The following is a 20,978-nucleotide window of genomic DNA, read 5'->3' as shown; positions in this document are numbered from 1 at the left end:
GCGCTATCCCCGGTGCACCTCGAACGGACCGGACGACTGCGCGACCGGCATCAGCTCGATCGTGTTCACGTTGACGTGCGGTGGCTGCGCCGCCGCCCAGTGGACGGTCTCGGCGATGTCGTCGGCCGTGAGCGCCCGCATGCCCTCGTACACCGCGGCCGCGCGGTCCGTGTCACCGCCGAACCGGACCACCGAGAACTCCGTGCCCTCGCACATCCCCGGCTCGACGCACGTCACGCGCACGCCGGTGCCGTGCAGGTCGCTGCGCAGGTTCAGGCTGAACTGCCGCACGAACGCCTTCGTCGCGCCGTAGACGTTGCCGCCGGGGTACGGGTACGTGCCCGCCACCGAACCGAGGTTGATCACATGGCCGCGGCCGCGCGCCACCATCCCCGGCAGGACCGCGCGGGTGCAGTGCACAAGACCGCGGCAGTTGGTGTCGAGCATGTCGTCCCAGTCCGCGAGGTCGGCCCGCTGCGCCGGTTCGAGCCCTTTCGCGAGACCGGCGTTGTTGACGAGCACGTCGATCGCGGGCAGCCCGCCGACCACCGCGCGCACGGCGCCGGCGTCCCGCACGTCGAGCGCGACCGGCCGGATCCGCTCGTGCGCGGGAATCCGGTCGGCGCGGCGCGCGGCGGCGAACACGGTCGCGCCCTCGGCGGCGAACCGGCGGGCGATCGCGGCGCCGAAACCGCTGCTGGCGCCGGTCACGAACACGGCCGGGCTCATCGGACCCGCCCCAGCAGCGTCGCGAGGGCCGCGTTGAACTCGGCGGGGCGCTCCAGGTTCGGCATGTGCGCTGCTCCGTCGACCACCCGCAGCGTCGAGCCCGCGATGCGGTCGTGCAGGTACTCGGCGTCGGCGACCGGGGTGAACTCGTCGTCAGCGCCCACGACCACCAGCGTCGGCACGGTGATCTCCGCGAGTACCGGGGTGTAGTCGGGGCGCTCCGCCCGGCCCCGCAACGCGGCGGCCGCGCCTTCCGGTGGCGCCGCCAGCATCATCCGCGCCACGAACCCGGCCACGTCGGGGTTGCGCCGCGCCACCATCTTCCACCGCACCTCCTCGGCGTAGCCGGCCATGCCCTCGCGCAGCAGGCGGTCGGCCATGTCGTTGCGCACCGTGCGGCCCTCGGGCGTCTCGGCCTGCGCGAACGTGTCCGCCAGCACCAGCCCGCGGACGCGGTCCGGGAACTGCCGCACGCACTCGAGCACGATCTGCCCGCCCATCGACAGCCCGCCGAGCACGAACCGCCCGGCGCCGAGGTGGTCGGCCAGCGCGGCGACGTCCTCGGCGAACGTCGACAGCGGCGTCACGCCCGGCACGACGGTCGACTCGCCGTAGCCGCGCAGGTCGGCGGCGATCACGCGCCAGCCGAGGTCACGGGCGTACGCGAGCTGCGGCCGCCACATGGACCGGTCGAACGGGTGTCCGTGCACGAGGACCAGGACGTCGTCGCCGACGCCCTCGTCGTCGTAGCCGATGGTGATGCCGTTGACGGCAGCGGTGCTCATGGGTGCTCCTCCCTTGCCGTACCGAGGCTATTCGGTGCAAAATGTCAGTGCAATCAAAACAATGCTCTCGGTGCAATATGGGGAACCGTGGACGACTACCGCCTGATCGCCGACCGCGTCGCCGACGACATCGCCGCGGGCCGGCTGCGCGCGGGGGACCAGCTGCCGCCGCAGCGCAGGTTCGCCCGGCAGCACGGCATCGCCGCGTCGACCGCCGCGCGGGTGTACCGCGAGCTGGTGCGCCGCGGCCTCGCGGTGGGGGAGGTGGGCCGCGGCACGTTCGTCCGCGCCGGCGCGCCCGCACCCGAACCGGCGCTGGCCGAACCCGCGACCGCGCGCGTGGACCTGGAGCTGAACTTCCCGCTGCTGCCGGACCAGGCGGAACTGCTGTCGGCGAGCCTCACGCGCCTGGTCCGCCCGGACGCGCTGGCCGACACCCTGTGGCCCGTGGCCGTCGACGGCACCCCGGCAGCACGCGCGGCCGCGGTGACGCTGCTCAGCCGCACCGGCTGGACCCCGGACCCGGCCGCGATCCTGTTCACGGGCAACGGCAGGCAGGCCATCGCCGCCGCCGTCGCCGCACTGGTGCCGGTCGGCGGCCGTCTCGGCGTGGAGGCGATGACGTACCCCGTGGTGAAGGCCGTGGCCGCGCGGCTCGGGGTCACGGTGGTGCCGTTGGAGATGGACGCGGACGGCGTGCTGCCGTCGGCGGTGCGCGCGGCGAACGTCCGCGCGGTCTACGTCCAGCCGACACTGCACAACCCGCTGGGCGTCAGCATGTCCGAGACGCGCCGCGCCGAACTGGCCGACGTGCTGGCGGACCGCGCGCTGCCCGCGATCGAGGACGGCATCTACACGTTCCTGCGCGACGACCGGCCCCCGCTCGCCGCGTACGCCCCCGACCGGGTCACGCTGGTGGACAGCATGTCGAAGCGGATCGCCCCCGGGCTCTCACTCGGCTACCTGGTGCCCCCGCCCGGGGCCGTGGACGCGGTCGCGGGCGCGATCCGCTCGGGCGGGTGGGCGGCGACGAGGTTCGCGCTGGAGGCGGCGACCCGGTGCACGGCCGACGGGACCGTCGAGAAGATCGTGACCGCCAAGCGCGCCGACGCCGCCGCCCGCCAGCGCCTGGTCGCCGAACGCCTCGCGGGGTGCACCGTCCACGCCGACCCCGGCGCGTTCCACTGCTGGTGGGAGCTGCCGGAACCGTGGCGCGCGGAGACGTTCGTCGCGGCGGCCGCCCGCCTCGGCATCGCCGTCACCCCCGCCGCCGCGTTCGCGGCGGGCCAGGGCCGCGCGCCCAACGCGGTGCGGCTCGCGCTGTCCGCCCCGCCGCCCGAGGTGCTGGCGGCCACGCTGGACACGCTGGCGAAACTCGCCCGCACCCGCCCCGAGGACACCACGGTGGACTAGGAGTTCCGGCGCACGTGTCGATCCCGGGCCGGGTCGTTCGACGCGTCGGCGAGGTATGCCGACACGTGAGGAGCTGACGTCATGGCCAAGGTGGTCCTGTACATGTCGATGTCGCTGGACGGGTACATCGCGGGCCCGGACGACCGTCCCGGGCAGGAGCTCGGCCGCGGCGGCGGGCGGTTGTTCAACTGGCTCGACGACCGGATGGGCGACGGCCCCAGCGGGCAGGTGTACCGGGAGGCGCTGGCGACCGGCGCCCTGATCTCGGGGCGGCGGACCTTCGAGCTGGCCGGCCGCTGGCAGGGCGACCACCACGACGGCGTGCCGATCCACGTGCTGACCCACCACGTCGACCCCGGTGACGTGCCGCCCGGCAGCGCCCGGTTCTTCACCGACGTGGCCGAGTGCGTCGCAGGCGCGCGGGCGGCGGCCGGGGACCGCGCGGTGATGGTGCACGGCGCGGGGGCGGCGCGGTCGTTGCTGCGCGCGGGCCTGCTCGACGAGATGGAGATCCACCTCGTCCCCGTGCTGCTCGGCGCCGGGCGGCGGCTGTTCGAGGACACCGGGCACGTCGAGCTGCGGCTGGTGCGGCGGCTGGAGGACCGCGACGTGACGCACCTGCGGTTCGTCGTGGGGTGACCTACGACGGGGTGGTGCTCGTCGTGCTCGTCGTCGTCGACGGCACCGCGCCGGGTTCGACCAGCACCAGGTCGACGTCCCAGCGACCTTCGCAGTCGCCCTCGCGGACCAGGGCCTGTCCCGCCGCGTAGTCCCCGGCGGTGAAGAAGACCTCCGCCTCGAAGCCCTCGTTGTCCATGCCCGCCGGGCGGTAGCCCGCGGCGGTCACCGCGTCCTGGATCAGGACCGTGACCTCGTCGATCGGCTTGTCCGTGACCGCCTGCACGGTGACGTGCCCGTCCGTGCTGACGACGTGCGTGACCGTGCCGATCCGGTCGAACGACAGCCCGTCGGGCATGAGCGCGGTCTCGGCCGCCGGGGCGGCGGCCGGTTCGGGGCACGCCGCGGCGCCGTCCCCGGTCGAGCAGCCCGGGGTGACGAGCAGCGACGCCACCACCACGGACAGTGCGAGTCCACGTGCGACCATGGCGCAACTCTAGGCAGCGCTGGGAAAACAGGGAAAACAGCGGCCATTCGGAGGCAGACGAATCGGACTTCTCGGGTGTTACCGTGACGCGGGGTACGGCTCACCCGAGGAGGAACCGCTTTGCGCAAGAAAAGACCTGTCCCCATCGTGGCCGCGGCACTGGTGGTCCTCCTGGGTGCGGGCGTCGTCGCCGACCGGGAGTACGGCGCCGAAGCGGCACCCGTGGGCGCGCCGGCCGCCGACCCGCTCGGCGCGGAGGAGTGGATGTACCTCCAGCGCGCCAACCCCGACGGGACGATCCCGGACGCCGCGATCACCGAGGCGATCGCGCAGTCCGAGCAGATGGGCACGGCGGCCATGGGCTCGCCGGCCACCGACCAGGTGTGGCAGCAGCTGGGCCCGAGCAACATCGGCGGCCGCATCCGCGACATCGCCGCCGACCCCACCACACCGAACGTCGTCTACATCGCGACCGGCACGGGCGGGCTGTGGCGCAGTGACGACGCGGGCGCGACCTTCGCCACCGCGTGGGACGACCAGCTGCCCCAGTCGATGGGCGCGGTCGCGGTGGACTCCCGGGGCGTCGTCTGGGCTGGCACCGGCGAACCCGACCACGGCGGCGGCTCCGCCTACTACGGCAAGGGCGTCTACAAGTCCACCGACGGTGGCGAGACCTGGCAGAACGTCGGCCTCCAGTCCGGCGACACCGTCGGCCAGATCGTGATCGACCCCCGCGACGACGACCGCGTGTTCGTCGCCGTCATGGGCGCGCTGCACGACACCGAACCGACCCGCGGCCTGTTCATGACCGAGAACGGCGGCCGCACCTGGACCCGCGTCATCGTCCCGGACAGCGCCGCCACCGGCGCGATCGACGTGACGATCAACAAGTCGAACCCGGACATCATGCTCGCCACCACGTGGGACAAGATCCGGGACGAGAAGTCGCGCATCTACGGCAAGAACTCCTTCCTGTACCGCTCCACCGACGGCGGCCGCACGTGGACCAACATCCACAACCCGCCGCTCCCGCAGAGCGTCGACGTCGAGGGGCAGCCGGTCACCGCGACCTACGTCGGCCGCATGGGCGTCGACTTCTCCGACACCGACCCCAACCGCGCGTACCTCATCTCCAGCACCGCGGGCGGCAACTTCAACGGCTTCTTCACCAGCACCGACGCGGGTGCCACGTGGACGCCGGTCGGTCCGACCAGCGGTGGCACGCTGCAGAGCATCAGCGGCGGGTTCGCCTGGTGGTTCGGCCGCGTGTACGTCGACCCGGCGGATCCCGCACACGTGTTCGTCGCGGGCGTGAGCCTCGCGGAGAGCAAGGACGGCGGCCTCACCTGGGTCACCTCGCAGACGCCGCACGCCGACCAGCACGGCCTCGAGTGGGACCCGTTCACGCCCGGCAAGGTGTACCTGGGCAACGACGGCGGTTTCTACTGGTCCAACGAGAACGGCGCCGCACGTGGCCTGTGGGCGAAGACGCCGCACCTGGCCGTGACTCAGTTCTACGCCATGGACGTCTCCGTCCAGGACGGCGCGCGGGTCAACGCCGGCTCGCAGGACAACGGCTCGCTCAAGTCGTGGGCGAACGACAACACCGTCAACGGCGACTGGTTCGGCTTCGTCGGCGGCGACGGGATGATGAACCGCATCGACCCGACGAACGACCGCAAGTACTACGGCTGCTCGCAGAACGGCGGCTGCCGCGGCTTCGTCGACGGTGCGGGATTCGGCATGACGATCCCGGGCGCCCGCAAGAACTGGGTGGCGCCGCTCGAGTTCGCGGCCGACCCGCGGTTCCTGTTCGGCGGCAGCGAGTTCGTGAACCGGATCAACACCGACCCCGGTCAGCGGGTGTGGCAGCGGATCAGCCCGGACCTCACCGAGGGCACCGAGCCGCGGGCGCCCGGCTTCGGCACGATCACGGCGATCGGCACCACACCGGACGACCCGAACCTCGTGTACGCGGGCACGGACAGCGGACTGGTGTGGGTGAGCCGCAACGCGATGGCCGCGGCCGACCAGGTGACGTGGGAGAAGCTGCAGAGCCCGGTGTTCCCCGGCCGCTGGGTCACCCGCATCACCGTCGACCCCGACGACGCGAAGGTGGCGTGGGCGAGCTTCTCCGGCTGGCGTTCCGGTGAGTCCTACCCGCACCTGGTCATGACCTCCGACGGTGGCCGGACCTGGCGGGACATCACGGGCAAGCGGATCCCGCAGGCGCCGATCAACGACGTCATCCGGCACCCGGAGAAGAAGAACTGGCTGTTCATCGCCACCGACGTCGGCGTCTTCCGCACCACGAACCTCGGGAAGACGTGGGTCAAGGTGGGGGCGAACCTGCCGCTGGTGCCGGTCAACGACATCGACCTGCCCGCCGGCAGCGACACGCTCTACGCCGCGACCTACGGGCGGAGCATCTGGACGACCTCGCTCGCCGACGCGGGCTGACAGGCGCTCCACTGGCCCGGCACGACACCACTCGACCACCCCGGCGGACCACCACCTGGTGGACCGCCGGGGTGGTCGTGCTGTCCGCCCTGTTCCTCGCGCCGCTCGCGGTCATGGTGCTCGGCGCGCTGCAGCGCCCGCTGCAGCCGCCGCCCGACGGGCTCGACCTGTGGCCCGACCCCGTCGAGTGGACGAACTTCGCGACGGTGCCGCGGTTCATGCCGCTCGGCGAGCTGCTGCTGAACTCGGTGCTGCTGCTCGTGGTCGCGGTCCCGGTCACCGTCGTCGTCACGTCGATGGCCGGGCTCGCGATCGTCACCGCCCGCGGCGTGCCGCGGCGCCTGCTCGTCGGCGTGTCGGTGCTCATGCTGCTGGTGCCCGCCGCCGCGCTGTGGGTGCCGCGGGTCGTGCTGCTGCGCGGCATCGGCCTCGCGGACACGCCGTTCACGGTCGCGCTGCTCGCGCTCGCGGGCACGACACCGTTCCACGTGCTGCTGTTCGCGCTGGCGTACTCGCGCATCCCCGCCGCGCTGCTCGAGGCGGCCGTGCTGGAGGGCATGAGCCCGTTCGCCGTGTGGCGCCGGATCGCACTGCCGCTGGTCCGGCCGGCCGCGGTGGCGGTCGCGGCGCTGTCCGGGCTGTACTACTGGTCCACGTTCATGGATCCGCTGACCCTCGTGTCGTCCCCCGGCAACTGGCCGGTGGCGCTCGGGCTGCGGAACCTCAGTGAGATGGAGGCCCCGCTGTACCCGATCTACCTCGCCGCCGCGGTGCTCGTGACGGCGCCCGCGCTGCTCGCGTTCGGCATCGCCCAACGGTCGTTCTTCTCCTCGGTGGAGCGCTCATGAAACGGACACTGCTCGCGATCCCCGTGCTGCTGGTGCTGAGCGCGTGCTCGGACGGCGCCGGTGCCGGCGGGGCCGCAGGGGGGAACCCGGCGGCGCCGATCACCGTGCAGGTGGGGGCCGACCCGGAGGAGGCGGCCGTCTACCGGAGTCTCGTGTCCGCCTACGAGGAGTCCGGTGGCGGCGACGTCGAGCTGGTCACCGTGAGCCGCGACGACCACCTCACCCGGCTCTCCACCGCGTTCACGTCCGGGGACGCGCCGGACGTCTTCCTGATCAACTACCGCCAGTACGCGCCGTTCGTGCAACGCGGCGCCGTCGAGCCGATCGGCCCGTTGCTCATGGCGACCGGGACGAACCCGGCGCACTACTACGAGGAGCCGTTGCGGGCGTTCACCTACGACGGCGTGCTGCAGTGCATGCCGCAGAACATCTCCTCGCTCGTCGTCTACTGGAACCGCGCGCTCTTCACCGAGGCCGGTGTTCCGGCACCGAAGGCGGGCTGGTCGTGGGACGAGTTCGTGGCGACCGCCAAGGCACTGACGCGCGGCGGCGTGAAGGGCGTCGGCATCGACCCGTCGATCGTGCGCATGGCGCCGTTCATCTGGAGCAACGGCGGCACGATCGTCGATGACGAGACGTCGCCCACCCGCACGACCCTGCACGAACCCGCGGCCCGCGGCGCGCTGCGGAAGGTCCTGGACCTCGTCGCCAGTGGCGCGACCCCGGACAAGGAACAGCTCGCCGCACAGGGCGTGCCCGAGCAGTTCATGACGGGCAAGGTGGCGATGTTCCTCAGCTCCCGCGTCGAGGTGCCTGCCCTGCGGGAGCAGCGCGGGCTGGACTTCGACGTCGCCGGCCTGCCGGTGATGGGCGAGCCCGCGTCGGTGCTGCACTCGGACGCCTACTGCGTCGCGGCGGGCTCGCCGAACGCCACCGCGGCCGCCGAGTTCGTCGCCTTCGCCGTCGGGACGCAGGGGCAGACGCTGACCGCCCTCGGCGGCCGGACGGTGCCGTCGCTGCGGTCGGTCGCCACGTCGCCCGCGTTCCTGAGCCCGACCAGGGCGCCCGCGTCGTCGCAGGTGTTCCTCGACGCCATCCCGGACCTGCGGCACACGCCGGTGACGCCGTCGTGGCCGGAGGTGGAGGACGTGATCGGCACCCAGCTGGAGCGCGCGTTCCTCGACGGTGTGCCGCTCGACGAGGTGCTCGCGGAGATCCGGGAACAGGCCGATCCGTTGCTGGCCGGATGAGCCTGTCGGTCGAGGGCGCGCGGAAGGTCTACCGGGCACGCCGGGGTGCGCGGGTCGTGGCCCTGGACGGGGTCGACCTCGTCGCCAAGCCCGGCGAGCTGCTCGTCGTCGTGGGGCCGTCCGGGTCGGGGAAGTCGACGCTGCTGCGCGCGATCGCCGGCCTGGAACCCCTGGACGCGGGCCGCGTGGTCATCGACGACCGGGACGTCACCGGCGTGCCCGCGGGGCGGCGGGACGTGGCGCTGGTGTTCCAGGAGGCGGCGCTGTTCCCGCACCTCGGGGTCGCCGCGAACATCGGGATCGGGGAGCGGGCCAGGGGCACCCGGCGCGCCGACGTCGAGAGCCGGGTGCGCGAGGTGGCGCGCGTGCTGGACGTCGAGCCGCTGCTGAGCAGGATGCCGGGCGAGCTGAGCGGCGGCGAACGGCAACGGGTGGCGCTCGCCCGCGCCATGATCCGCTCGCCGCGGGTGTGCCTGCTCGACGAGCCGCTCGCGTCGGTCGACACGGAGCTGCGCCTGCGGATGCGTGGCGAGATCCGTGCCGTCCAGCGGTCGCTCGGCGTGCCGATGGTGCACGTGACCCACGACCAGGCCGAGGCGATGGCGATGGCGGACCGGGTGGCGGTCATGGCCGACGGCACCGTGCTCCAGTGCGACACCCCGGCGGCGGTGTACGCGCGCCCGGCCACGACGACGGTCGCGCGGGTGTTCGGTCCGCTGCCGATGAACCTGCTGCCCGAGGCCGGCGGCGTGGTCACCGGGGTGCGGCCGGAACGGGTGCGGGTGGCGCGCTCCGGCGATGGTCGTCCGGGGACGGTGGCCGCGGTCGAACCGGCGGGCGAGGAGTGCCTGGTCAGGGTGGGCGACCTGCTGGCGCGCGTGCCGTGGGCCGACGCCCCGCGGGTCGGCGAGCACGTGGTGGTCACGTGGCGCCCCGAGGACGAACACCACTTCGACGCGTCGACCGGTGCCCGCCGATGAGGAGGTGGCCACTGGCGGCGCCCTACCTGGCGGGCTCGGCACTCCTGGTGCTCGCGCCGCTCGGGCTGGCCGCCGCGCTGGCGTTCACCGACTACTTCGGCTTCCGGCCGCCGTCGTTCACCGGCACGGACAACCTCACCCGCCTGGCGGGCGACGAGGCGTTCTGGGACGCGGTGGGCGTGAGCGCGTTCGTGGCGGCGGTGGTCGTCCCGCTGCGGTTGCTGCTGGCGGTCGGCGCGGCGCTGCTGCTGGCCCGCCGCCGGGGCGCGAGAACGGCACTGGGCCGGGCGGCGGCGTACCTGCCGTCGGTCATCCCGGACGCGGCGTGGGCGTTGTTGTGGTTGTGGATCCTCAACCCGCTGTACGGGCCGCTGCCCGCGCTGCTCGGTGTGTTCGGGGTGCCCGACCCGGGTTTCCTGACCACGCCGTGGGGTGCGCGGTTCGGGCTGGTGCTGGTCATGGCGTTCCAGGTGGGCGAGGCGTTCGTGGTGGCACTGGCCGCCCGCCTGGCCATCCCGTCCCACCTGCACGAGGCGATCGCGGTGGAGGGCGGCTCCCCGTGGTTCGCGATGACGCGGGTGACGTTGCCGCTGATGGCGCCGATCGTGCTCGTGCTGGCGGTGCGGGACATCGTCGTCGTGGTCCAGAACGCGTTCGTCCCGGCGCTGCTGGTGACCGACGGCGGCCCGGCGAACGCCACGCTGACCGCACCGCTGCTGATCTACCGCCGCGCCTTCGAGTACGGCGAACTCGGCTACGCGAGCACGTTGTCGGTGGCCCTGCTCGTGCTGACCGCGATCGCGGCCGCCTTCCCGCTGTGGCTCGCCGCCCGCTTGGCGGCCCACCAGCGCACCCGGTCCTGACGACCTCGTCGAGGCGGGCTCGGCTGTCTTCGCGAGGTGTCCTGGGTTCAACAGCCCGCCCACCGGCAACCGGGCCGCGATCGCGGTTCTCGGAGGTTCAGCAGCAGTAGCGGTGCGCCCATTCCGGTTCGTGCCACCAGAAGTCGTCGTGCCGGTGGACCGGGGCCGGGGCGGTGGTCACCGCTGCCGGTGCCGCGACGGGCGCGGTGAACGGGGCCAGCAGGTCGTCCACCGTGTGGAGCCGGCCGCCGGTCATGACCATCCGGACCGCTGCCGCCGCGCGGATGTCGGTCAGCGGGTCACCGGCCACGAACGACAGGTCCGCCTGTGCGCCCGGGCGGATCTCGCCCAGTTCGCCTGCCAGGCCCAGCCAGCGCGCGGGGTTGCGGGTCGCGGTCGTCAGCGCCTCGTACGGGGTGAAGCCGAACCGCACCTTGGCGCGCAGGTTCGCGTGCAGTGACACCGCCGGGTTGTCCAGTGGCGCGTCGGTGCCCGCGATGACGAAACCGCCGCCCCGGTGGATGCGCAGCACCATGTCCACGTTCGCCGCCAGCAGGGCGAGGGTCGTCGCGTTCGCCGGGGTCCTGGCCGCGTCCGCCTTCGCCACGTACTGGGCGTACTCCCACGACGGGAACAGGGTCCTGGTGCGCACGTCCTCGACGAGCGAACGGTCGTTGTCGTAGATGGCCGCCGAGTTGAACAGCGTCGGGGTGATCGACATCCCGGACCGCGTGAACAGGGTGACCGCGTCCTCGTACGCGCGGCCCAGCCGCGACACCGTGTGCGAGTAGCCGAGCCGGTTGGTCGCGCCCGTGTGTTCCATGCCGTCCATGCCGATGCGCTCTGCCGGGTACAGGTAGTGCGACGACAGCGGCAGACCCGCCCGGTGCGCCGCCGCGACGACCCGCCGCTGGTAGGCGACCGGCAGGCGCACGTACGTCTTGATCATGTCGTAGCCCAGCGCCCGCGCGCGTTCCAGCTCCAGCGCCAGCTGGGCGACCGACCGGGTGGGGCGCATGAAGTTGTAGTACACGCGCGACCCGTCGACGGCCTCGCCCGTGCCGAAGTACCTCGGGCCCACGCGGGCACCGGCCGTCAGGGCCTCCCGCGTTTCCGCGTACTGGTACGCCGGGTCGCCGGGGGAGCGGGTCGTCGTGATCCCGTACGCCAGCCACAGCCTGCCCTGCCGGTCACCCCACTGCCTGCCGCGCAGGTGCCAGTGCACGTGCGCGTCGATCAGGCCCGGCATCGCCGTCAGGTCCGGGGCGTCCACCGTGGGCGGCCGGGCACCGGCGGGCAGCACGGCCTCGACCTTGCCGTCGGCCAGCACGAGGTCGGTCCGGCCGCGCAGGCGCGTCGAACTGCCGTCCCACAGCGCGCCCACGCGCACCACGTCGTGCCGCCGCACCCGGGCCGGGCGGTACCGCAGCGACAGCGGGATCTCCTTCACGCCGCGGCCGGAAAGGCCGACCGACCGGAGCGCGCCGTTGTGCAGGTACAGCAACCGGTCCGGCCCGAGCCACGACAGCGAGTCGGTGACCTCGTGCGTCACCTGCCGCGCGGGCCCGGTGAACCGGCCACGGGCGTCCACCGGCACCACCCACGCGCACGACTCGACCGTGAACGCCAGGTGCCGCCCGTCCGGCGACCAGACCGGGCCGTCGTCGCCGCGGGTCGCGATCGACGCGTGCGGCATCGGCTCGGCGTAGGTGAGCGCGCCGCTGTCGAGGTCGACCGTCAGCACCTGGCTCGTGCCCTCGCGGAACCGCCGCGAGTACGGCTTCACCGCCGCCAGCGCCAGCGTGCGGCCGTCCGGTGACCACGTCGGCCTGCCCGGCATGAACAGGGTCGGCGTCACCTGCTCGGGCGTCCCGGACGCGAGGTCCAGCACCCACACGACACCGTCCTGGTCGCAGTACGCGATCCGGCCGCCGTCGGGGGAGAAGCGCGGCGCGAGCTGGGCGCCGGACAGCCCGGTGATCCGCCGTTCCGCGCCGGACGCCAGGTCGCGCACCCACAGGTCCGCGTCACCCGCGCGGTCCGACGAGTACACGATCGAGCGACCGTCGGGGGCGAAGTCGGGGTCGGAGTTGAAGTACCCGTCGGCCACGAGCCGCGTCGGCACGGGGTCGCCGATCGTCAGCAGCCACACCGCGTTGAGCGCGCGGAACGCGACCCGCTTCCCGTCCGGCGACGCCACCGGCGAGGCGATGCCGAGTGCCCGCCGCTCCCGCGTCGAGTCCAGGTCACGCGTCGCGCGGTGGTAGTCCGGCCGGGGGACCACCGGCACCGGCGCCGTGAACGGCACGACCGTCGCCACGCCGTCGAGCGTGCGGCGCAGCACGTGGCCGCCCGCGGTGTGCACGAGTTCCGTGGCGGACAGCCACGACGGCGCGAACCCGAACACGTCCTCGCCCTGCCCGCTGAGCACCCGGTCGCCGACGACCAGCTCCGCGGTCGCGCCCGCGACGCGCACGTACGCGAGCGTGCCGTCGGGGGCGAACGACGGACCGTACAGCGTGGCCCCGGCCGGTGCCGTGACCACGCGGGACGTCGTGCCCGCGGCGAGGTCGAGCACGTCGATCGCCGTGCCGTCGACCGTGTACGCGATGCGCCGCCCGTCCGGTGACCACGCGGGCATGGCCTCCTCGGCCGCCGTGTCGGTGCGCGCGGTGATCGCGCCGGTCGCCACGTCCAGGGTGTGCACGCCGTAGCTGCCACCGCGGTCGGACGAGAACGCGATCGTCCTGCCGTCGGGCGAGAACTTCGGCTCGCGGTGGTCGAACGGCCCGCTCGTCAGCTGCCGCGACCCGGAGCCGTCGCGCCGCAGCGTGTAGAGGTGGTAGTTGCCGTCGCGGTAGGCCTGGCACACCAGCGTCCGCCCGTCCGGCGCCCAGGCCGGCTGCGTCGCGTCGACGTCGTCACCGGTCAGCCGGACCGCCGTGCCGCCGCCGATCGGCACGGTCCAGATCGCGGTCACCAGGTCGAACGCGACGTGCCTGCCGTCCGGGGACACCTGGGCGGAGATGTTGGTGCCCTGGCCGATCCCCACGACGCCACCGGTTTCCGCGCCCGCGTGGGCGGCGGAACCGGCCAGCACCGTGGCGCCGGCGAGCACACCGGCGCCACGGAGCACGTCCCTGCGTGTCACCTCGTGCATGTGCCCTCCCCGAAGAGCAGCCGATGTGCCACCGGGAATTGTTCACTGATTGGTGATCAACTGCCAGTTCTGCGCCGCGGTTCCGTTGCAGTCCCACAACTGCAGCTGCGTACCGTTGGTGGTCACGCTGTTGGGCACGTCGAGGCAGCGGCCCGACGGCGGGTTCACCAGCGCGCCGTTCGGCCGTGGCCACCACTGTTGCGCGCCGGTCCCGTTGCAGTCCCAGAGCTGGATCTTCGTGCCGTTCGCGCGCCCGCTGCCCGCGACGTCCATGCACTTGCCCAGCGCGCGGACACTGCCGTCGGACGCCAGCGTCCACTGCTGCGCGCCCGTTCCGTTGCAGTCCCACAGCTGGATCCTGGTGCCGTTGGCGGTGGCCGACTGGTTCACGTCCGCGCACTTGCCGAGTGCGGTGAGCCTGCCCGTGCGCGGCGGGTTCGGGCCCACGTCGAACGACGGCGGCGCGTCGGCCGCCGCGCTGCCCCACCCGGTGTTCGGCGTCGAGCCCAGCGTGAACGCGAGCGTGCCGCCCCCGTTGGTGAACGACTCCGGCACCCACGCGCGGTTCGACGCGGTCCCGTTGACCGACAACGACTGCACGTACTTGACCGTGTCCGACGCGCCGGGCGCGGTGATGTCGATCGTCACGCCGCCGCCCCGGCTGATCGTGATCGCCGGGAACTGCGGGCTCGCCAGCACCAGCTCCGCGCGGCCGGGCACCTGCGGGTACATGCCGATCGCGGCCCACACCGCCCACGACGCCATCTGGCCGAGGTCGTCGTTGCCGACGTACCCGTTCGGGCCCGCGTTGAAGATCGACGTGAGCGCCCGCCGGACCACGTCCTGCGTCTTGTACGGCGCGCCCGCGTACGCGTAGGCCCACGGCGTGTTGAGCGTCGGCTCGTTGCCCAGGTACGCGTACGGTTTCGTCGGGCCGGCGTTGAGCTCGGTGAAGAAGGTGTCCAATCTGGACAGCACGGCCGCGTTGCCGCCCATGGCGTCGAACAGGCCGCGGTGGTTGTGCGGCACCAGCCACGTGTAGTGGGCGGCGTTGCCCTCGACGTACTCGTTCTGCTGCGTCGGGCTGAACGCCGGGAACGACGTGTCCGTGTTGCGCGGCTGCAGGTACCGGTTGCCGGACTCGAACAGGTTGCGCCAGTTCTGCGCCCTGCGCAGGAACGCGTCCCGGTTCGCCGTGTCGCCCAGCCGCCCGGCCAGCGCGGACACGGCGAAGTCGGCGCTCGCGTACTCCAGCGTCGTGGCCGCCGAACCCCACACGCCGCCGGTGCCGACGGGGACGTAGCCGTAGGCGTCGTACTGCGCGTAACCAGGGCGTTCCCGGCCGTCCCTGCTGCCGGCGATCATGCGGGACAGCGCGCCCGATGCGTCGAAGCCGGTGGCGCCGAACGCGTACGTGCCCGACACGATGATCGGCAGCGGGTCGCCGTTCATCACGCCGGTGCCGCCGTTCGCGACGGTCCAGCGGTCGAAGTAGCCGCCCTGTGCCGCCTGGTTCACCGCCGACTGCGCGATGTCCGCCGCCTGCGCGGGCGCGAGCAGCGCGACCAGCTGCGACTGCGAGCGGTAGACGTCCCAGCCGGAGAAGTTCGCGTACTGCGCGTGGCCCGCCGCGACCGTGTGGACCTGCCGGTCGAAGCCCGTGTAGCGGCCGTCGACGTCGCTGAACACGTTGGGGTGCAACAAGGAGTGGTACAGGTTCGTGTACAGCACACGGCGCGCGTTGTCGGTGCCGCCCGCGACGGCGACGCGGCCGAGCATGTCGTTCCACGCCGCCCGGGTGCCCGTGCGGACCTGGTCGAACGTGCGCGTGCCCACCTCGGCGTTCCGGTTGGCGAGCGCGCCGTCCAGCGAGACGAACGAGATGCCGACCCGTGCCGTGACGGTCGTGCTGGTGCTCGTGTCGAACGACACGAACGCGGCCGCCGCGGCCGCGCTCACACCGCCGCCCTGGTCCGTGCTCGTGCGGGTGTCCACACCGGACTGCTGCGCGGCCGTCTTCGGGGACGGCGGCACCCGGCCCGCGCTCTTCCCGCTGACCGTGCGGCGGGACGTGTCGACCGTGCCGTCGGTGGTGACCACCCCGGCGGTGGCGAACGGCCGGTCGAACGTGACGTGGAAGTACAGCCGGTAGCGGTTGCCCGCGCCGCAGAAGCCGCCGCTGTCGGTGTAGCCGGTCAGGCTGTCGGCGCCGACCGTGATCGACCCGCTCGCCGCGTTGAACGCCTTGGCCGCGTCCACCGACAGCGACGCCCGCTGCCCGGCGGGGTAGGTGAACCGGGCGACGCCCGCGCGCTGGGTGGTGGTCAGCTCGGTGCGGACGCCGTTCCCGAAGGCCACCGAGTAGTAGCCGGGCGACGCGGACTCGTTCGCGTGCGAGAACGTCGAGTAGGAGACGGGGGTCGTGCCGACCGTCGGCATGAACGGCACGTTGCCGAAGTCGCTGCAGCCAGGGCCGGACAGGTGGGTGAGGCTGAAGCCGTAGATCCGGTTGTCGTCGTAGTGGTAGCCGCCGTGCTGGTGGGTCACCGTGTCCGGGCTCCACTGGAGCATCCCGAACGGCGCGTCGGCGCCGGGGAAGGTGTTGCCCGCGCCGCCGCCGTGCCCGAAGTCGGGACCGCCGGGCTGCGTGCCGGTGAACGGGTTGACGTACTGGGCCGGGTCGTCGATCACGACCTGGGCCGTCGGTGGCGCCGCCGCCGACGCGGGCGCCGTGGCGAGCGCCAGAGCCGTTGCGACGGCAGCGAAAACGGACATGCCGGTGCGCGACATGAGTACTCCCGCAGGGTAGGAGTGACAACGTTGTCGCCGCCTGATGCTCCCAGCGCGCGTGGTGCCACGGAAGCGGATGTCGCCCGTTTGCCCACGATCCTGTCCGGTTCTGTCATCCAGCCCGAACCTCGCGAGTCACGCTCTCACGCATGCCGAGTTGTACGTTTCGTGCACCTCGGACCTGCACGAAACGTACAACTCGATGTGCGCCAGAGCGTGACTCGCGAGGGGGGAGCGCCGGGGTTACTGGCCCAGGAGTTCGCGTTCCTGTGTGGCGCGGGCGTCGTAGGCGGCTCGTGCCGCCGCGATCGCCGACTGGTGCTCTTCCGTCCACGTGACCAGTGCCTTGATGGTCTCGTGGAGGGTGCAGCCCATGTCCGTCAGCTCGTAGTCGACGCGGGGCGGGACCACCGGGTAGACCTTGCGGTTCACGAGCCCGTCCCGTTCGAGCTGGCGCAGCGTGACCGTCAGCATGCGCTGGCTGATGCCGTCGATTTCCTTGCGCAGCTCCGAGAACCGCAGCGAGCGGCGTTCCAGCAACGCGATCACCAGCAGCGACCACTTGTCCGCGATGCGGTCGAGGATCTGCCGCACCTCGCAGTCGGCGCGGGAGTGCCACTGCCAGACGTCGAAGTCCTGCGTTCCCTCGCAGTAACCGGGTTCTTCCGAAGTGCCTTCTTCCACAGTTCCCCATGGTGACTCAGGATGAGGTTCATAACAAGAGAGAACCCAGTTCTGTTTGGTAACCAAGGAGCGTGAAGTGGAGAAGATGAACGGCCGCGCACGGGCCGTGCTGTTCGTGCTGTGCGGCTCGATCTTCCTGGAGGGCGTCGACGTGTCCATGCTGGGCATGGCGCTGCCCGCGATCAGGGCGGACCTCGGCATGTCGACCGCGGAACTGCAGTGGGTGGTGTCCGCCTACGTGCTGAGCTACGGCGGGTTCATGCTGCTGGGTGGACGGGCCGCCGACCTGCTGGGCCGCCGCCGGATGTTCGTGTTCTGGCTCGCGGTGTTCCTGGCCTTCTCCGGGCTGGGCGGGCTCGCGGGCGACGGCTGGGTGCTGATCGTCTCGCGGTTCGTCACCGGGGTCGCCGCCGCGTTCATGACGCCCGCCGGGCTGTCGCTGATCACGACCAGCTTCCCGGAGGGACCGCTGCGCAACCGCGCGGTGCTCTGGTACGCGGCCGCCGGGGCGGGCGGGTTCTCGCTCGGCCTCGTCGTCGGCGGGCTGCTCACCGGGCTCGGCTGGCGGTGGGTGTTCTTCGCGCCGGTGCTGCTCGCGGCCGTCATCCTCGTCGTCGCGGTGCGGCTCGTGCCCGCCGACGTCCCCGCCGACGGGCCACGACGGTTCGACGTCGTCGGCGCGCTGACCCTGACGACCGGCATGGTCGCGCTCGTCTACACGGTGGTGCGGCTGCCGGAGGTGCCCGCCGTGGTCAGCGTCGTGACCGGCGCGGTGGCGGTCGCCCTGCTGGGCACGTTCGTCGCGGTCGAGCGGCGGGCGCCCGCGCCGCTGGTGCGGCTGGGCATCCTGCGGAACGTGGCGCTGGTGCGGGCCAACCTCGCGACCGTGCTGTTCGCGGGCGCGTTCGTCAGCTTCCAGTTCATCACCGTGCTGTACCTGCAGGAGGTGCGTGGCTGGTCGGCCATCGAGACCGGGCTCGCGCTGCTGGTGGTGGCGATCGACGCGGTGCTCGCGCCCACGGTCACGCCGAAGCTCGTCGACCGGTTCGGCAACCCGCCGGTGATCGCCGCCGGGGTGGCCGCCGCGGTGCTGGGGTACGCGCTGTTCCTGTCCATCCCCGCCGACGCGGGCTACTGGACGGCCATGTTCCCGACGATGGTGCTGCTGGGGATCGCGTTCACGCTCGTCTACGGCCCGCTGACGATCGTCGCGACCGACGGGGTCGCCGACGCGGAGCAGGGGCTCGCGAGCGGCCTGTGGAACACGTCGTTCCAGTTCGGCTCCGCGCTCGGGCTGGCGGTGGCGACGTCGCTGTCGGTCGCCGCGCACGGCCTGGCCGGACTGCACGACGCGCTCGCCGTGCCGGTGACCGCCGCGGCGCTCGCCTTCGCGGTGGCGGTGACCGGGTTGCGCAGGCGCCCGGCGCCGGTGCTGACGCCGGTGTGATCTTGCCGGACCCGGCCGTCGTAAGCTCGGCCGGGTCCTGCGAAGACCACGGAACGGAGCCGGTTCCATGAGCCCCAAGCCACCCACGAACGTCCGCGAGGTCGACCTCGCGAAGCCCAACGCGGCCCGGATGTACGACTACTACCTCGGCGGCTCCCACAACTTCGAGTCCGACCGGGCGCTCGCCGCGCAGGTCGAGCAGGTCGCGCCGTTCGTGAAGGACATCGCGCGGATCAACCGGGCCTGGCTGCGGCGGGTGGTGGACTTCCTGATGGCGCACGGGGTTCGCCAGTTCCTCGACCTCGGCTCCGGCATCCCGACCGTCGGGAACGTGCACGAGCAGGCGCAGCGGCAGGACCCGTCGACCCGGGTCGTGTACGTCGACTACGAGGCCGTTGCCGTGCACCACAGCTACGAGCTGCTGAAGGACAACGAGAACGCGACCGTCGTGTGGGCGGACGTCCGCAACCCGCGCACCGTGCTCGAGCACGAGGAGACCCGGCGGTTGCTCGACTTCACGCAGCCGGTCGGGTTGCTGTGCGCCGGGCTGCTGCTGTTCATCGGTGACGAGTACGACCCCGAGCGCCTGGTCGCCACCTACCGGGACGCGTGCCCGGCGGGCAGCTACCTCGCGATCTCGACCATGAGCCAGGACGAGGCCGACCCCGGGACGCGGGAACGGCTCGCCGGCCTGCTCAAGCTCTACGAGATGGCCGACGAACGCGTCTACCCGCGGGACAAGGCGACCATCGCGTCCTGGTTCGCGGGGACCGAGCTGGTCGATCCCGGGCTCGTGCTCCTGCACCGGTGGCGGCCCGACCGGTCGTCCGACGGCAGCCTCGCGTGGCCGCAGCACGAGGAGTCCGCTGCCCGCCTGCTCGGCTACGGCGCGGTCGGCCGGGTCACCGGCTGAGCGGCGTCAGCCCACGTCGAGGCGGTCGGCGATGCCCGCCGCGGTGAACGCGGCCACCAGCTCGTCGCGGCCCTCCGTGAAGTGGCCCCAGCTGTCGCAGTGCGCGGGGACGACCCGGCGGGCGCCGAGGATCCGCGCGGCCTCGGCGGCCCCGGCCCCGTCGAGGGTGAGCAGCGCGCCGTCGAAGAGCGGAGTGCGGGCCGCGCCCGCGAACAGGACCGCGGTGTCCACCGGGCCGACGCGCTCGGCGACGGCGCGGACGACGTCGAGGGACGCGTTGTCGCCGCTGACGTAGACGGTGGGCAGGTCGGCGGCGCTCAGGACGAAGCCGACGACCTCGCCGGTGACGGGTTCGCAGCCCTCGGGCCCGTGCTGCGCCGGGGTGGCGGTCACGGTCACCGCACCACCGCCGGGGCGGGTCAGGTCGACGCTCTCCCACGGGGCGAGCCCCTGGGCGGTGCCGCCGAGCCGCTGCGCGCCGCTGCCGGTGGTGAGGACGAGCGGGACGTCGGCGAGCAGCGCCCGGCCCGCGGTGTCGAGGTTGTCCGGGTGCTGGTCGTGGGACAGCAGCACCGCGTCGACGGCGCCGAGGTCGGCCGGGCCGGCGAGGGCGGGGGCCGTCTTGGTCAGGACCCGGCCGGGGCCGATCGGGTAGTCGCCGGGGGCGTCGAAGGTGGGGTCGGTCAGCAGCCGCAGACCGCCGTACTCGATGACGGTGGTCGGTCCACCGACGACGCGCACGGGGATCTGCTCGGTGGACTGGATGTCGGTCATCCTGGATACCTCACGGATGTGGGTTGAGTTTGCCGTGAGCAACGCTAGGCCGTTCTCACGGATAAATGCAAGGCGTACCATGAGGAGCGTGATGGAGGTCGCCGAGGCAGCACGCGTGGCGCTGCCGCCCGCGCCGGGCGCCGGCGAGCACGTCGCACTGGACTTCGCCAACAGCGCCATCGCCCTGCCCGGCGGGCAGTACCTCGACCTGCTCGGCGACCCCGCGGCCGCGAACCGGTGGCTGGCCGGGCACGAACTCGCCCCCGAGGACGCCGGGTTGCGGGAGGTGTGCGCCGCGCAGCTCCGCGCGCTCCGGGAACAGGTGCGGGCCCTGCTGGCCGCCCGGATCGACGGGCACCCCGCGCCTGCCGCCGCCCTGCGGGCCGTCAACGACGCCATGACCCGCGTGCCCAGCGCCGCGCTGCTGCGCTGGGACGACACCCACGGCTTCCGCCGCGCGCCCGAGCACCCGGCGACCCAGATCCTCGACCACGCACTCGCGGTCCTCGCCGGGGACGCCGCCGACCTGCTCACCGGCGCCGACGCCGACCGGCTGGCGGCGTGCGGCTCCCCGCCGTGCAACCGCTACCTGCTGCGCACGCACGGGCGTCGGCAGTGGTGTTCCGTGCGCTGCGGCGACCGCGTGCGCGCCGCCCGCGCGTACGCGCGCCGGTCCGGCCGCGGCTGAAACACCGGGTTCTTTCAGGCCTGTCACACGATTCCCTCAGGTTCGACGCGGAGGATCTCCCTTGTCGGGAGGTCGGGGAACCGGGGGAG

The 20,978-nt window shown here is 72.9% G+C and carries 17 protein-coding genes; 10 read left to right on the top strand and 7 right to left on the bottom strand.

The features are described from left to right. Positions 1 to 3: 3 nt before the first annotated feature. Positions 4 to 729, bottom strand: coding sequence for an SDR family NAD(P)-dependent oxidoreductase (locus ACYQ77_RS27175; protein ID WP_459716156.1), 726 nt, complete (start codon positions 727 to 729; stop codon positions 4 to 6). Further along, positions 726 to 1,514: an alpha/beta fold hydrolase gene (locus ACYQ77_RS27170; RefSeq protein WP_459716154.1), complete on the bottom strand. Its 789-nt coding sequence runs from the start codon at positions 1,512 to 1,514 to the stop codon at positions 726 to 728. The genes ACYQ77_RS27175 and ACYQ77_RS27170 overlap by 4 nt, the downstream gene beginning before the upstream one ends. Before the next feature lie 87 nt (positions 1,515 to 1,601). On the opposite strand from ACYQ77_RS27170, the gene ACYQ77_RS27165 reads away from it, so the two are divergent. Both ACYQ77_RS27165 and ACYQ77_RS27160 read left to right on the top strand, forming a co-directional pair. After that, on the top strand, positions 1,602 to 2,927 hold the full coding sequence (locus ACYQ77_RS27165; protein ID WP_459716153.1) for an aminotransferase-like domain-containing protein: 1,326 nt from the start codon (positions 1,602 to 1,604) through the stop codon (positions 2,925 to 2,927). Positions 2,928 to 3,008: 81 nt separating this feature from the next. Then, positions 3,009 to 3,566, top strand: a complete 558-nt coding sequence (locus tag ACYQ77_RS27160; protein ID WP_459716151.1) for a dihydrofolate reductase family protein — start codon at positions 3,009 to 3,011, stop codon at positions 3,564 to 3,566. A gap of 1 nt (position 3,567) precedes the next feature. On the opposite strand, the gene ACYQ77_RS27155 is transcribed toward ACYQ77_RS27160, so the two are convergent. Continuing rightward, positions 3,568 to 4,032, bottom strand: a complete 465-nt coding sequence (locus tag ACYQ77_RS27155; RefSeq protein WP_459716149.1) for a hypothetical protein — start codon at positions 4,030 to 4,032, stop codon at positions 3,568 to 3,570. A 120-nt stretch (positions 4,033 to 4,152) separates the two neighbouring features. Between ACYQ77_RS27155 and ACYQ77_RS27150 the strand changes: the two genes are divergently transcribed. The 5 genes from ACYQ77_RS27150 to ACYQ77_RS27130 all read left to right on the top strand — a co-directional run bounded on the left by ACYQ77_RS27150 (position 4,153) and on the right by ACYQ77_RS27130 (position 10,433). Beyond that, the gene (locus tag ACYQ77_RS27150; RefSeq protein ID WP_459716148.1) at positions 4,153 to 6,492 is read left to right on the top strand and encodes a WD40/YVTN/BNR-like repeat-containing protein; all 2,340 of its coding nucleotides are present in this window, start codon (positions 4,153 to 4,155) and stop codon (positions 6,490 to 6,492) included. Between the two features lie 71 nt (positions 6,493 to 6,563). Continuing rightward, complete coding sequence (locus ACYQ77_RS27145) at positions 6,564 to 7,340, top strand: carbohydrate ABC transporter permease (RefSeq protein WP_459716146.1); 777 nt, start codon at positions 6,564 to 6,566, stop codon at positions 7,338 to 7,340. Next, the gene (locus ACYQ77_RS27140; protein ID WP_459716145.1) at positions 7,337 to 8,590 is read left to right on the top strand and encodes an ABC transporter substrate-binding protein; all 1,254 of its coding nucleotides are present in this window, start codon (positions 7,337 to 7,339) and stop codon (positions 8,588 to 8,590) included. Before ACYQ77_RS27145 ends, ACYQ77_RS27140 begins: the two co-directional genes overlap by 4 nt. Further along, the gene (locus ACYQ77_RS27135) at positions 8,587 to 9,570 is read left to right on the top strand and encodes an ABC transporter ATP-binding protein (RefSeq protein WP_459716143.1); all 984 of its coding nucleotides are present in this window, start codon (positions 8,587 to 8,589) and stop codon (positions 9,568 to 9,570) included. The genes ACYQ77_RS27140 and ACYQ77_RS27135 overlap by 4 nt, the downstream gene beginning before the upstream one ends. Further along, positions 9,567 to 10,433 carry a carbohydrate ABC transporter permease gene (locus tag ACYQ77_RS27130; protein WP_459716142.1) on the top strand — a complete coding sequence of 289 codons (867 nt, stop codon included), beginning with the start codon at positions 9,567 to 9,569 and terminating at the stop codon, positions 10,431 to 10,433. Before ACYQ77_RS27135 ends, ACYQ77_RS27130 begins: the two co-directional genes overlap by 4 nt. A 97-nt stretch (positions 10,434 to 10,530) precedes the next feature. Here ACYQ77_RS27130 and ACYQ77_RS27125 read toward each other — a convergent pair whose 3' ends face one another. From ACYQ77_RS27125 to ACYQ77_RS27115, 3 genes are all read right to left on the bottom strand, one after another. Further along, complete coding sequence (locus tag ACYQ77_RS27125; protein ID WP_459716140.1) at positions 10,531 to 13,593, bottom strand: amidohydrolase family protein; 3,063 nt, start codon at positions 13,591 to 13,593, stop codon at positions 10,531 to 10,533. Positions 13,594 to 13,635: 42 nt separating this feature from the next. After that, positions 13,636 to 16,383 (bottom strand): lectin, encoded by a 2,748-nt coding sequence (locus tag ACYQ77_RS27120; RefSeq protein WP_459716138.1) that lies wholly within the window; start codon positions 16,381 to 16,383, stop codon positions 13,636 to 13,638. 243 nt (positions 16,384 to 16,626) lie between these two features. Next, positions 16,627 to 17,067 (bottom strand): winged helix-turn-helix transcriptional regulator, encoded by a 441-nt coding sequence (locus ACYQ77_RS27115; protein WP_459716137.1) that lies wholly within the window; start codon positions 17,065 to 17,067, stop codon positions 16,627 to 16,629. Positions 17,068 to 17,152: 85 nt separating this feature from the next. Between ACYQ77_RS27115 and ACYQ77_RS27110 the strand changes: the two genes are divergently transcribed. Then, positions 17,153 to 18,514 carry an MFS transporter gene (locus ACYQ77_RS27110; RefSeq protein WP_459716461.1) on the top strand — a complete coding sequence of 454 codons (1,362 nt, stop codon included), beginning with the start codon at positions 17,153 to 17,155 and terminating at the stop codon, positions 18,512 to 18,514. 67 nt (positions 18,515 to 18,581) lie between these two features. Next, entirely contained in the window at positions 18,582 to 19,427 is an 846-nt protein-coding gene (locus ACYQ77_RS27105; protein WP_459716135.1) for an SAM-dependent methyltransferase, read from the top strand. Between the two features lie 6 nt (positions 19,428 to 19,433). On the opposite strand, the gene ACYQ77_RS27100 is transcribed toward ACYQ77_RS27105, so the two are convergent. Next, positions 19,434 to 20,201, bottom strand: coding sequence for an MBL fold metallo-hydrolase (locus tag ACYQ77_RS27100; RefSeq protein WP_459716134.1), 768 nt, complete (start codon positions 20,199 to 20,201; stop codon positions 19,434 to 19,436). A gap of 91 nt (positions 20,202 to 20,292) precedes the next feature. Between ACYQ77_RS27100 and ACYQ77_RS27095 the strand changes: the two genes are divergently transcribed. Beyond that, entirely contained in the window at positions 20,293 to 20,889 is a 597-nt protein-coding gene (locus tag ACYQ77_RS27095) for a CGNR zinc finger domain-containing protein (protein ID WP_459716460.1), read from the top strand. The last annotated feature ends 89 nt before the right edge of the window (positions 20,890 to 20,978 follow it).

Source organism: Actinophytocola sp. KF-1, from assembly GCF_054661535.1.
This window is presented reverse-complemented; position numbering and strand designations above follow the sequence as displayed.